Genomic DNA, 14343 nt, shown 5'->3' with positions numbered 1-14343 from the left:
AGCTATTGACTATCATCAACAAAGTTTAGCGATCGCTAGAGAAATCAAAGACCGCCTTGGTGAGAGTCAATCACTGGGAAATCTCGGTATTGCCTACCATCGTTTGGGAGACTATCCTACAGCTATTAACTATCATCAACAAAGTTTTAGCGATCGCTAGAGAGATCAAACATCCTCGTAGTGAGGGTAATGCCCTGGGAAATCTTGGTGTTGCCTACCTTGCTTTGGGAGACTATTCTACAGCTATTGACTATCATCAACAAAGTTTAGTGATCGATAGGGAAATCAAAGATATTAGTGGTGAGGGTCATACACTAGGAAATCTCGGTATTACATACAACAGTTTGGAAGACTATTCTATAGCTATTGACTACTATCAAAAAAGTTTGGTGATCGCGAGGTCAATCAAACACCCTCGTACTGAGGGTGGCGCACTGGGAAATCTCGGTATTGCCTACAATAGTTTGGGAGAATACTCCACTGCTATTGACTACCAGCAACAATTTTTGGCAATCACTAGGGAAATCAACGACCGTTTTGGTGAGGGTGGCGCACTGGGAAGTCTCGGTGTTACTTACCATAATTTGGGAGACTACCCTAAAGCTATTAAGTACCTTCAACAAAGTTTAGCGATTGCGCGGTCAATCAAAGACCGTCTGGGTGAGGGACAGTCACTGGATAATTTAGGAGTTTCTTTATATAAACTAGGAAATCTTTCTTTAGCAGAGAGTACCCTACTGGAAGGAATAAAAGTTTATGAATCTCTACGAGGTCGAGAATTAAAAGATAGTGAAAAAGTTTCAATTTTTGAAACGCAACGTAACACCTATGCAATTTTACAAAAAGTCCTGATTGCCCAAAATAAAACTGATACAGCTTTAGAAATAGCCGAACGCGGACGAGGACGTGCTTTTGTGGAATTACTGACTTCCCGGTTATCTCCTGACAGCAAAGCACAATTACCTACCTCCCCAACAATCGCAGAGATTAAACAAATTGCTAAAGTGAAAAAAGCTACTTTGATCCAATATTCAATTATTTCTGATGATTTCAAGATTCAGGGTAAATTACAAAATAAAGAATCAGAATTGTATATTTGGGTAATTAAACCCACAGGTGAAGTTACTTTCCGCAAAGCTGATCTCAAATCCCTCTGGGAAAAAGAAAATACGACTTTGGGAGAACTAATTACTACAAGCCGTCAATCCATTGGTGTTAGAGGTCGTGGTATTATTCTCAGTCAAATTCCTGATGCAGCCAAAGTAAAACAAAAATTCCGCCGACTCCATGAACTACTAATTGAACCCATAGCCGACCTTCTCCCCAGCAATGAAAATGAACGGGTGATTTTCGTTCCTCAAGGTGAATTATTCCTCGTACCCTTCCCTGCACTACAAGATGACAAAGGCAAATACTTAATTGAAAAACATACTATTCTCACTGCACCATCTATTCAAGTTTTAGATTTAACTCGTCAGCAAAGATTAGGGAATGGGAAATCGGGAGTTGGGAAAGGGGAAGTGTTGGTGGCTGGTAATCCAACTATGCCAAAAGTGGTCTTAGAACCAGGAAAACCGGCTCAACAATTATCTAACTTGAAATGGGCAGAAAAGGAAGCCAAAGATATTGCTGCACTGTTTAAAACTCAAGCTATAACAGGTAATCAAGCCACTAAAGCTGCGACTGTCCAGCAAATGACCCAAGCCAGAATTATTCATTTAGCCACACATGGATTGTTTGATGATCTTCGGGGTTTGGGAAGTGCGATCGCTTTAGCACCCTCTGGTCAAGATGACGGGTTACTCACGGCTGAAGACATTTTTAACATGAAGCTAAATGCAGATTTAGTTGTTCTCAGTGCTTGCGATACCGGACGCGGACGGGTGACTGGTGATGGTGTCATCGGCTTATCTCGCTCTTTAATTAGCGCAGGTGTCCCCAGTGTAATTGTCTCTTTATGGGCTGTGGATGATAATTCTACTTCTGTGTTGATGACTGAATTTTATCAAAATCTACAACAAAATGTTGACAAAGCTACCGCCTTAAGAAATGCCATGCTTAACACCATGAAAACACATCCTGAACCTAAATATTGGGCTGCATTTACTTTAATTGGGGAATCGGAATAAAAGGGCGTTGCTGATAGCCTGCGTGGCGATAGCCATATTAGGGTATGAAATTTAAAAATCAATGATTTCAAACTCTTACTCTCTGTGACTGGAGCGCCTCTGCGTGAAACAAAATCATACTCTTAATCAGCAACACCAATAAAAGAAGTCGTAAGGGCGCAAGGCCTTGCGCCCCTACCATGTGATCTATTTACTTCAAATATTCATCTAAAAAAACAAGGAAACAACTTTATGAAACGCATCACAACTTGCATCGTCCTCACTGGTTTTATTTGGTCTGGCTTGGGTGTATTCTCAATGCCAAAGCGGATATCTGCGATCGCTCAAACACAAGAAAACGGTGATTTATTTTATCTGTATAAAGGGGAACGTATACCTCTAAATCAACGGCAAGATGCGATCGCCGTATCTTTTAAAGATTTACCTCCAACTCGCAGTTTAGGGGCGGCCAAACCTCTATATCTGCAACTCCAACAAGATATCCAGCGCAATGCACGACTAACTACACCAGTCATAGTTAATCCCTTGGGTGAAAACTATGCTGTGGTAACTGTGCCGAGAGAATCGGGAAATGTTATACAACAAAGTATTCAGCAGCAACCCTATGTCCAAACTACCTTACCTGTACTGAGTCGCAACAACGAGCAAGATGTGATTGTTTTACCTAATGAGATTATCCTCAGCTTTGACCCTCAATTATCAGCAAGTCAAAGAACAGAAATCTTACAGCAAAATAATTTAGCAATTGTGCGGAAATTACGCTTTCATAGCGATCGCTATCTGGTTAAATCTACAGTTGCTGAAGGTGCTAAAGTTCTCGGTGTTGCTAACCAACTCACTACAGTTAAAGGTATAAATTCTGTTTCACCTAACTTTGTGCAGTCTATCAGTAAGAGAAACTTAGAAACGACTGTTCCACAAGTCCAGAGCATGGAACAATGGCAACTGAATAAGAGTATACCCAAGACTGTTGCCCAAGTGAATAGAGAGACTTCACCCCAAAGCAACTTATTAGGTTTAGCTTGGCATTTGGACAGCACACCTATGCAACAATGTCTACAGCAGGATATACCTAATTGGGGAGCGTTAAAAAATTGTTTAGAAAAACCCAAGACTACAACTAAATCGGCTATTCCCCGCACAGATATCCGGGTCAAAGAAGCCTGGAAAAATAGCAACGGCGGACAAGGTGTAGTTGTGGCGGTTTTAGATAGTCTCATTCAGTGGAATCACCCTGATTTGGCAGATAGTTTGTATAAAGTAGAATCGGCTGATAAATGTCCGGGGGAAGTTCACGGCTGGGATTTTTCTAGTGGTGGGAATAACGCCGACCCTTGTAAAATTGGTGATGCTGATACTCGGATTAATCCTACAGAACTGGCAATTTTGGGTTCACAATTTCAGGATACTTTTAAATTATCAGATGTGAAATTAGCCCAGCAATATCCGCGAGAGTTCGTGAATTTGAGACGACTATATCCAAATGCGTCACTAGCAGAAATCGCCAATAGTTTACGTTACACAATCCGCACTAACCGAGTCGGAGGCGAATTTCATGGTACTCAAGTCAGTGGTACAATCGCCGCAAAACCGAAAAATGGTCAAGGATTAGTGGGTGTAGCGCCCAATGCTCAAATTTTACCAGTGCGGGTATTTGGGCTAAATGGTAGTTTTAATCCTGTTACTTATATTGAAGCCTTGGGCTATGCGGCTGATCGCGGTGCTGATATCATTAATCTCAGCTTGGGTGCAATGTTGCCTAGTGAAGAAGAAGAACAAGCGATCGCTGACATTCTCAAAGCCTATCCTAACTTGGTAATTGTCGCCTCTAGTGGTAATTCTAACCATGACCGAGCAGCTTATCCTGCGGCTTATCCGGGAGTTTTGGCTGTGGGCGCAACTAATCTCAGGGGTCATCGTGCGTCTTATAGTAATTACGGAGTGGGATTAGATGTAGTTGCACCAGGAGGCGATTTAGATACACCAGGATTGTTAGGTGGAATCCCCACCACAGGCGGAACTTGGCTAAATGCTTTTTGGCAAGGAATACCAAATCCCACGTCGCGTTGGTCTGCTGAGGTTGATTCTAGAGGTAAATATTGGTGGGTACAAGGTACATCATTCTCTGCGCCAGCCGTTTCTGGGGTTGTGGCCTTAATGAAAGGAGAAGATCGTCAAAGAAGATTGAACCGCGATCGCTTAACTGATATCCTCAAATCTACAGCCAGTTATCAAGGGCTGAGTATCTCCGATGAAGATATCAAATCCTACGGTTCACCATCAAAACCAGTTCAACAACACCTCTTTGGTCAAGGACTGGTGAATGCTGATGCAGCAGTGCAGGCTGTGAAGAGAAGACGGTAATTAATTCGTAATTAAGATGTAGGTTGAGTTGACGTAAATAAATCCAAACCCCTTCTCAATATTGAGTTTTGCGTTGCTCAACCTAACTTGAAATACAGAATTTCAGAGTTTTCCGTCAAGGAAGAGAAAAACTGCATAACCTCAAAACCACTAGAAGTATAGTGAGTTGTAGGTATAAATCAGTAAATTAACCCAAAAGTATGAAGAAGCGGCTTAAAAACTCAATACAGCCCAACATTTTCAAGATTGTCTCCCACTTATTACCGAATTTAAGCCGCTATAGTTTCACCTTGTTACTGAGCGTGATTTTGCTATCTGATGCTGTGGGAGCAACATCGAGAAAACAAGGGTTGCAAATAGCCCAACAGTCACAAACAACACAACAAGATAGAACTCGCGCTGAGGCGGAAAGATTAACTCAAGAAGGGGTGCAGCTTTTTGACCAAGGAAGAGCAGAATCACTACGACAGGCAATCAAAAAATGGCAAGAAGCGCTTAAACTTTGGCAGCAAGCTGATGATAAATTGTGGCAAGTCGGTACTCTTACAAGTATTGGCACAGTCTATAAAGATTTAGGAGAAAAGCAGCAGGCGCTGACATACTTAAACCAAGCTCTAGAGCTATCTCGTGCTGAGGGTTACAAGAAAGGGGAAGCCGTCATTCTCAACAATATTGGCATAGTCTATAAAGATTTAGGAGAAAACCAGAAGGCGCTGACATACTACAACCAAGCCCTGACCCTATGTCGTGCCGTGAGTGATAGGGGAGGAGAAGCCGTCGCTCTCAACAATATTGGCTTAATCTACTTTAATTTGGGGGAAAAGCAGCAGGCGCTGACATACTACAACCAAGCCCTGACACTATATCGTGCCGTGAGCGACAGGGGAGGAGAAGCCACCACTTTCAACAATATTGGCGCTTTCTACTCCTCATTGGGAGAAAAACAGCAGGCGCTGACATACTACAGCCAAGCCCTTCCAATACTCCGTGATGTGGGCGACAGACAAGGAGAAGCCAGGACTCTCAACAATATTGGCTTAATCTACTTTAATTTGGGGGAGGGGAAGCAGGCGGTGACATACTACAAACAAGCCCTGACCCTCAGACGTGCCGTAGGCGACAGGGGAGGGGAAGCCACCACTCTAATTAATATAGGCGGTGTCTACTCCTTATTGGGAGGAAAGCAGCAGGCGGTGATATACTACAACCAAGCCCTGACCCTATATCGTGCCGTGAGCGATAGGGGAGGAGAAGCCGCCGCTCTCAACAATATAGGCTTTGTCTACTCCTCATTGGGAGAAAAGCAGCAGGCGCTGACATACTACAACCAAGCCCTGACCCTCAGACGTGCCGTGGGCAACAGGGAAGGGGAAGCCGCCACTCTCGGCAGCATAGCTAACGTGGAACGCGACCAAGGTAATCTGCAACAAGCCCTCACCCATATTCAAGCCGCAGTAAATATTGTTGAAGACCTCCGCACCAAAATAGATAGCCAAGAATTGCGTACTTCTTACTTTGCCACCGTACAGGGTCACTACAAATTCTACATCGACCTGTTAATGCAACTGCACAAGCAAGACCCCTCCCAGGGCTATGACGCATTAGCATTACACATCAGCGAACGCTCCCGTGCTAGGGGTTTAGTCGAACTGTTAACCGAAGCCAGTGCAGATATTCGTAAAGATGTTGACCCCAAACTTTTGGCAGAAGAACAGCGTTTGCTGCAATTAATTGATGCTAGAGAAAAACAGCGATACGAAATCGTCAATAGTCGCAAGGATCAAGAATCCAACTTTAAAACTTTAACAGAGAAACTACAAACAGAAATTAATGACCTTCTCAATCAACACAAACAACTGCAAACCAAAATCCGCACTACTAGCCCCAAATATGCTGACCTGATTTATCCCCAACCTCTGACACTCAGCCAAATTCAGCAACAACTAGACCCTGATACTATATTGCTGCAATATTCCTTGGGCAAAGAACGCAGCTATCTGTGGGCTGTGACTCCCGACTCTATCCATTCCTACGAACTACCCAAAGGTGCAGACATTGCTGCTGCTGCGGACACATTTCATAAATTGTTGCAAAGTCGTGTTAATTCACTGACTACCCCCAGAGGAATCATCGCCACTTCTACAGATGAAACTCCTGCGAGAAATACCGCATTGCAACTGAGTCAGATGATACTCTCACCAGTTGCTGATAAGTTAGGTCAAAAACGCTTGGTAGTTGTGGCTGATGGTGCATTGCAAGTGATTCCTTTTGCTGCTTTACCTGATGTCACCACAACTGCAACTGAAGAAGAGGTGAATTACCAACCGCTACTGATTAATCATGAAATTGTCCACTTACCTTCCATGACGGCTATTGCTACCCAAAGACAAGCCCTCAAAGGTCGTACTAGCGCACCCAAAACTTTAGCTGTCTTGGCTGACCCTGTGTTTTCTCTCAATGATTCACGAGTTCAAGGTAAATCCCAGAATACTAAAAATGCTCTCAGTTTGAGTTTAGATGAATCTGCCCTGAAACGAGCCGCCAACAATCTCAATCGGGGGATGTGGCCTCGAATCCCTGGTACACGTGAGGAAGCTAAGGCAATTTTAAAACTGGTTTCGCCCAAAGAACGATTACAAGCTTTTGATTTTGCTGCTACTTTCAATTGGGCGACAAATCCTGAACTATCTCAATATAGGTTTCTACATTTTGCTACCCACGGTTTCGCTGACCCCAAAAACCCCGAATTATCAGGTATTGTTCTCTCTTTAGTAGATGAATCTGGTCAACCAAAAAGGGGTTATTTGCGCTTGGGTGATATTTTTAATCTCAATTTCCCGGCAGATTTGGTGGTGTTGAGTGCTTGCGAGACTGGTTTGGGTGGAGAGGTTAGCGGTGAGGGTTTGGTGGGTTTGACAAGGGGTTTGATGTATGCAGGTGCGGAACGATTGGCTGTTTCTCTGTGGAAGGTGGATGACAGAGGGACATCAGAATTGATGCAGCGTTTTTATCAGCAAATGTTACAGCACGGGGAATCACCGAATGTGGCTTTGCGTCAGGCTCAGTTGCAGATGTGGAAGTCAGATAACCGACGCAATCCTTATTTTTGGTCTGGGTTTATTGCTCAAGGTGAATGGCGTTAATGTCTCACGCAGAGGCGCAGAGGCGCACAGAAGAGAAAGAGTCAAAGTTGCATACTCTGAAATCTCCCAGAAATATAGATAAATAGCAAATCCTCAATTAAAAGTTACTATGTCTCACATTAAACGCCGTCAATTTCTGCAATTTTCTGGTTCTGCATTGGCAACTCTAGGTATCAGCCAATGGGATATTATGCAGCAAGGCGATAGCGAAGCGCTCCGTAGGAATCGCATGGGTCAAGTTCTCGCTCAAAACACCCCCCGTAAATTGGCTCTACTGGTGGGTATAAATGAGTATTCTGGTAATATTTCACCTTTATATGGCTGTGTCAATGATGTGTTGATGCAGAAGGAGTTATTAACTTACCGTTTTGGTTTTAATCCCCAAGATATCCTGACTTTGACTGATCAACAGGCTACTCGTCAAAGTATCCTCACGGCTTTTGAAGAACATCTGATTAAGCAAGCTAAACCGGGGGATGTGGTGGTGTTTCACTTCTCTGGACACGGTTCACGAGTCCAAGACCCTGACGGCGACTCTCCAGATGGACTGAATAGTACACTAGTCCCTATTGATGGTGATTTACCACTGGGATATCCTGAAATTGGTGGTACTGTGCAGCACATTATGGGACATACGCTATTTTTACTTGTGTCTGCGTTGCAAACGGAAAATGTCACTGTTGTTTTAGATAGTTGTCATTCTGGTGGTGGTACAAGGGGAATTTTCCGGGTGCGGTCTATTGATGGTGGAAACCTTCTCCAACCTCATAAAGGGGAACTTGATTATCAGCGTCAGTGGTTAGGAAAACTGGGGATGTCTCCCCAAGATTTTATCAAAAAACGTCAGGAAAATATTGCTAAAGGTGTGGCGATCGCCAGCGCCAGAAGAGAACAATTCGCTGTTGATTTTCCCTTTGGTGATTTTAGTGCAGGTGCGTTTAGTTACTTGTTTACTCAGTATCTTTGGCAACGTGCAGGGAATGAACCTGTCAGTAGAGCAATGTTGAGTATTCGTCAAAGTACAAACAGTTTAGCGTGGGAAAAAGGGATTATCCAAAGCCCAGAATTTGAATCAAATCTGAGTCCAGAAAATGCCAAAGCACCTATCTATTTTACGCCTAAGCAATCTCTCTCGGCGGAGGCTGTAATTACTAAAGTTAAAGGTAATGAAGTAGAATTATGGCTGGGAGGTCTAGATGCTGCTAAGTTAGCAGCCTTTACAAATAATCCCTATTTTATCGCTTTAGATTCTAAGGGTGGTCAAAGAGGATTAGTCAAGTTAGATTCTCGACAAGGATTAGTCGGAAAAGGCACTTTGCAAAGGACTACAGGATCACGAGGAATTCTAGAACCGGGAACAATATTACAAGAGCGTATCCGTAGTATCCCTAGTGATTTAACTTTGAAAATTGGTATTGATAACTCTTTAGATCAGAACACTGCACAACAGGCAAAACAAGCACTGCAAAGGATACAGCGGATTGAACCCAAATCTGTGGGACGAGATGAATTGCAATATATCTTTGGTCAGATGACTAAGAGCAAGTATCAAGAAGTACAGAAAAATAGACGAACTAATCTCCCAGAAGTGGGTAGTTTTGGGTTATTTTTACCCAGTCTAGACCAAATTATTCCTAACTCTTTTGGTGAAGTCCAGGAAACTGTAATTCAAGCTGTGGAACGTTTACAACCAAAATTACGCTCCTTACTAGCCACCAGAATCGTCAAGCAAATGCTAGGTAATACCAATTCTTCCAGAATCAATATTACTGCTTCTATGAATTTGGCTAATAATCAAAAACTAATTAGTGAAACTTTTACAACTCGTGGGGCTGTAAAACAAGTTACAGGAGAGACAAATCAACCAGTAGCAGTTTCCCTTGTGAATTCAGCAGATTCTGGTATACCAAAATTATCAGTGGGAACTGAGATTACTTTTCAGGTGGAAAATCAGGAATCTCGTCCACTTTATGTGACGATTTTGGTAATTAATGCAGCCGGCGATATGAGCGTGATTTTTCCCTTTGATTGGTCGGCTGTAGAAGGTGCAACATTGATACAGCCTTCGCAAAAACGGATAATTCCTCAAGCCCAGGATGGATTTAAACTTACCATTGGCGGAACTTTAGGCATCTCAGAGGCACTGATTATCGCGAGTACAGCCCCTCTACGAACTTCTTTGCAAGCATTAGAGAAAATCGCTGAAACCAGGGGTTTGAGAAACAAACGTAGTCCTGTACCTGTGACTGATGAAATTCTGGGTTTAACCAATGATTTGCTCAACGACTTGGATGCAAATACTCGCAGCAGCAATAATGGGCAAAGTATACTACCATTACCAGCCAATGTTCGTGGTATTGATACTGAAAGATTAGCAGCAATGGCGATCGCATTTGAAGTAGTCAATTGACACAGTTATTTTCAGTACCTTTTTGTAAAGACGTGACGAATCGCGTCTTTCTTAGATTTATCACATCTTACAAACTATTCCCAATCAAAATAAATGCTCCCCAGTAATAAGGATGAGAATAACCACTAGCACCCCGTTGATGTCTGGAAGGTGCATCTGGTGAAACTTCAACATTAATCCCTCGTGGTTCTTTCTCTGAATTGATTGTAGAATTATTACCCTGTAGTAAATTCAATTGAGCTTGGCGTAAGGCTTGTATTTTCGTAGGACTGTCATTTTTAGCCAAATTACTGTAAAATTTTTGCATTAATTGGCTAGTGCTGGCGTCGTTAACTTGCCAAAGTGAAGCTATTACTGCTTGAGCTTTATTTGTGCCGAGAAAATAAGAACTAATACCCGAAATCTCGACACCATTTTGATTAGCACCACCCCGCGCCGTTTCACAAGCAGACAGCACCACCAAATGAGTATTATCCCAACTTTGCAAGAGATTAATATCTGCAATGGGTAACTTTTTCCCATTACCTAATAATAGGTAAGAAGCTTGTGGATCTTTAGGAACAAATTCTCCATGTGTGGCTATATGTAGAATTTTCTTACCTTGGAGATTATCTCGCAATGATTCCCAGGTAAATTCTTGGTTGAGGAACTTTAAGCCGGGATAAATACCTTGAGACTCTTTTGAGTTGGTTCTGACAATTGCATTTACTTCTTTGAGTACATTTGGTAAGGCATTAAAACCAGATTTAGCATCAGATAAACCCAGAGCTAAAATTTGTGTCTTATCTATATTTGGGGGTAGGCGATCGCTCATATTTGTTAACCCCGCAGAAATGACTGTCGAGACGTTATAATTCTCTACGAGATACTGCTGTCCATCAAACAAGGCATTCATGGGGATGTAGCGAGTGGAACGGTCCAGAGAGAAGACTAAGTTTTCAATCTTATTGGCTTTAATTTCTGATTCTATGGGTTTAATTAACCAATCATACAGTTGTTTTCCAGTGGTTTTAATCTCAGCAATATCAGAAGATGGGTTTTCTAATAAATCTCTAAATTTAGCCACAGTTGCATCTAGCTGACTTTTATCAACATTTTTTACTTCCACCGTTTTAATAATTACCCCTTGAGATGCCCAAAGAATCCAGATTTTATCTTCTAAGACCAAGGGATAAATTAAGATAGTGCTTGGTTGTTTGACAATCTTTTGAGCAGCATCCAGAAAATTACCCGGATAAATCAGATTTGGGTCTTTATTATCGTGATATTTTTCAATTTCCTGAATATTTTGAGCAAATTCTCGATTTAAATCATCTCGTTGATTTCGCAGTTCTTTGAGTTCAGCACATTGTTGACGTTCGCACTCATTCACACGCTGACCAAAAGCAATTAAAGTTCCCTCCTTTTTTTGAATTTCTATTTCCCCAGGTGTTAATATTACTTGTGTTTTTTTCTCTTCACCTCTAGTGAATTCACTAATTTCTTGTACCTTCAATAGTTCTAAAACTTGCTGCGCTTCTATATTACGTCCCTGAGATAGTAATAAAGCGGCCAATTCCCGATAAATATCAGCAATAGTGAATTTATCAAAGTCGTAGATAGCATTGATAAATGATTTTTGTAACTGGGGAGATAGTCCTTCAATATTGGTTCTAATTTTTTCTATTGTATTGATAGATTGTTTATAGTAACCAATAGCAGTAACAGGCTGATTCAAATCCCGATATACACGAGCTAAACCACCATAAATACCAGCAACATCAGCATCACTAACTTGACCCTCTATTGTCATTGCCAAAGCTTGTTGATAGTGATTTATTGCTTCTTGGGTTCTGCCAAACTTGCGATGTAAACTTCCTAAAACCGCGAGTATAGCCTTTTCAGATACTGGATTTTCTACCTGGCGAGCATATTTTAAAAAGCTTTGGGCATTATCTATGGCTTTTTGGTCATTACCCAATTCTCCATAACCCATAGTTAATAATATCTGTGCTAATGCTGTAAAATCTGCTCGATTTATTTCCTGGGCGATAGTTATCACTCTCTCACCATTTTCAATTGTTTTTTGGGTATTACCTTGGTAAAAGTAAGCAATTCCCATACCAAATAAAGCTACACCCTCTCCAGCACGATTATCAAGTTTACGTGTGATTTCCACAACTTGCTGATATAACTCAATGTTTTTCTTGTAGTCCCCCAGTTCAGCGTAAATAGTACCAAGAGTGAATAAAGGAAATAGTTGCAGAGGTGGACTTTTAAGTTCTTGAGCGATATCCAAACTTTTTTGCGTCAACTCCAAAGCTTTCTGATAATCCTTTTGCGAATTATAAATGCTTCCTAATCTTGATAAAGCTTTTGATTCCAAAGCAGGATTTTTTAATTCCTTGGCAATAAGTAAACCTTGTTCTACTAATTCCAGAGCTTTTTGATAATTGCCAATCGTATCGTAAGCACTACCTAAATTAATTAATAAATCCGCTTCTAAGGGGCGATTATTCCTTTTTTGGGCATATATTAAAGCTGGTTCAGCTACTTCAATTACCTTATTTGTTTGCCCCAGTGCGCCGTAGTTTTCGCTTAATAAAGATGCAGCTATTGAATTAGCTAATAAATCTTTTGACTGCTGGGCAATATCTGACATGGCTTGTGCAGCTTCAATTGATTTTTCCCATTCTCCCCGAACGTGATATATAACGCTTAGTCGTTGTAAAGCTAACGATTCCAATAAAGGATTCTTTTGCTGTCGTGCTAAAGTTAGGGATTGATTAGCAGTTTCTAAAGCTTTCTGAGAGTTGCCTAAATTAAGGTATGTTTGAGACAAAATGTTTAAAATAGGTACTTCATAGGTTAACAAGTTGGCTTGGCGAACTACTTTGACGCTTTCCTGGGCAAATTCTAATGCTTTAGTATAGTTTCCTTGATTGCTATAGATATCTACTAGCGTAGACAACGCACTTTGTTCTAAGTAAGGATTTTCTAATTGTCTAGCAATAATTAATGATTGTTCAGCAAATTTTAACCCTTGAGCGTAATTTCCCTGTTGTCTATTAGCATCACTTAACTTGAGTAAAGCATTTGCTTGAATTTGGGGTGCTTTTATTTCTTGGGCAATGCTTAAAGCTTGCTGACTGAGTTCAATAACTTTTGGTAAATCGCCGCTTATTTTATCATAGAATCCAGCTAAATTCAACAGTGATTCTGCTAACAATTCAGGTTGTTCTGAAGTTTTTGCTAATTGTAAAGCCTGTTGAGCAATATCCATTGCTTTGCTATATTCCCCAACAGTTCTATAATTTGAAGCTAATGAATTTAAGACACTAATCTTTCTTTGTAAAACTTTAGGCTCGGTTTCAATTGACTGGTATATAGCTAATCCTTGTTGTAACTTTTCAATAGCCTTTTCATGCTCTCCAATTATTGCATAGTCTGTACCTAAGCTAGATAACATCGCTGCTTCGTTAAATTTCTTATTTTGCTCACGTGCGATTTCTAATTGTCGTAACCTAATTTCTATCTTTTGGACATAATTTCCTGTTGTGTTGTAAACACTCTGAAAATAACCCAGAGCTAAATATTCTGTATCTAAATCTTTGGTTGTTCGCGCAATAGTCACCGCTTGTGTTAATAATTCAATTGCTTTTTGATTTTCATTCAACACATGATAAGCGTGTCCCAAATCAATTAAAGCAGTAGCTTGTGATTTTGGTGCTTCCAGTTTTATGGATAGAGTTACTATTTCCTGTGCTACCTCTATCAACTTAGTAGCTTCTGCTGTAGCTTGAGAATACAAACCCTGAACTATAGCATTTGATATTTTTAAAGAGTATCTTATACTAATACTTGTCAGGCTTTTCAGTTGTCCTGGTTCATCTTTAATTTCTCTGCGAATAGCCAATGCTTGTTGGTGCAATTTAATCGCCTGCTCACTATTTCCTAGAGAAGAATAGTTAATCGCCATTAATGAAAGAATCTCAGACTCTTCTGATTTGTTATCAGGAATTGCTTGGGCAATGGGTAGTGCTTGTTTATGAATTTCAATCGCCTGCTCATATTTTTTTAAACGATAATAGTTAATCGCCATTAAGACAAGAATGTTAGACTCTTGTGATTTATTATTAGGAATTGTTTGGGCAATGGGCAATGCTTGCTGATATATTTCAATCGCCTGCTCATATTTTTTTAGACGATTGTAGGCACTAGCCATTAATGAAAGAATTTCAGACTCTTGTGATTTATTATCAGGAATTGCTTGAGCAATCGGCAGTGCTTGCTGATAAAGTTCAATCGCCTGCTCATT

Annotated in this window: 6 protein-coding genes; 5 read left to right on the top strand and 1 reads right to left on the bottom strand. The window is 41.0% G+C overall.

Going from position 1 to position 14343, the window contains the following annotated elements; genetic code table 11:
- The first annotated feature begins 4 nt into the window (after nucleotides 1–4).
- From FJR38_RS27885 to FJR38_RS23780, 5 genes are all read left to right on the top strand, one after another.
- Nucleotides 5–160, top strand: a complete 156-nt coding sequence (locus FJR38_RS27885) for a tetratricopeptide repeat protein (protein ID WP_371418277.1) — start codon at nucleotides 5–7, stop codon at nucleotides 158–160.
- On the top strand, nucleotides 90–2129 hold the full coding sequence (locus tag FJR38_RS23795) for a CHAT domain-containing protein (RefSeq protein WP_168539806.1): 2040 nt from the start codon (nucleotides 90–92) through the stop codon (nucleotides 2127–2129). The genes FJR38_RS27885 and FJR38_RS23795 overlap by 71 nt, the downstream gene beginning before the upstream one ends.
- 231 nt (nucleotides 2130–2360) lie before the next feature.
- Entirely contained in the window at nucleotides 2361–4493 is a 2133-nt protein-coding gene (locus tag FJR38_RS23790) for a S8 family serine peptidase (protein WP_168539804.1), read from the top strand.
- A gap of 200 nt (nucleotides 4494–4693) precedes the next feature.
- On the top strand, nucleotides 4694–7636 hold the full coding sequence (locus tag FJR38_RS23785; RefSeq protein ID WP_168539802.1) for a CHAT domain-containing tetratricopeptide repeat protein: 2943 nt from the start codon (nucleotides 4694–4696) through the stop codon (nucleotides 7634–7636).
- Between the two features lie 109 nt (nucleotides 7637–7745).
- Nucleotides 7746–10046 carry a caspase family protein gene (locus FJR38_RS23780; protein ID WP_168539800.1) on the top strand — a complete coding sequence of 767 codons (2301 nt, stop codon included), beginning with the start codon at nucleotides 7746–7748 and terminating at the stop codon, nucleotides 10044–10046.
- 67 nt (nucleotides 10047–10113) lie between these two features.
- Here the strand turns inward: FJR38_RS23780 and FJR38_RS23775 are convergent.
- Nucleotides 10114–14343 (bottom strand): tetratricopeptide repeat protein (locus FJR38_RS23775; protein WP_168539798.1); only part of this gene is annotated, 4230 nt, incomplete at its 5' end.

It is taken from the genome of Anabaena sp. UHCC 0253, from assembly GCF_009712085.1.
In the GTDB taxonomy this organism is placed as follows: domain Bacteria; phylum Cyanobacteriota; class Cyanobacteriia; order Cyanobacteriales; family Nostocaceae; genus Dolichospermum.
This window is presented reverse-complemented; position numbering and strand designations above follow the sequence as displayed.

What these genes read in the sequence shown, in the direction of transcription:
- FJR38_RS23790 (WP_168539804.1), top strand. Translation starts at nt 2,361, where the DNA reads ATGAAACGCATCACAACTTGCATCGTCCTCACTGGTTTTATTTGGTCT.
- FJR38_RS23785 (WP_168539802.1), top strand. Translation starts at nt 4,694, where the DNA reads ATGAAGAAGCGGCTTAAAAACTCAATACAGCCCAACATTTTCAAGATT.
- FJR38_RS23780 (WP_168539800.1), top strand. Translation starts at nt 7,746, where the DNA reads ATGTCTCACATTAAACGCCGTCAATTTCTGCAATTTTCTGGTTCTGCA.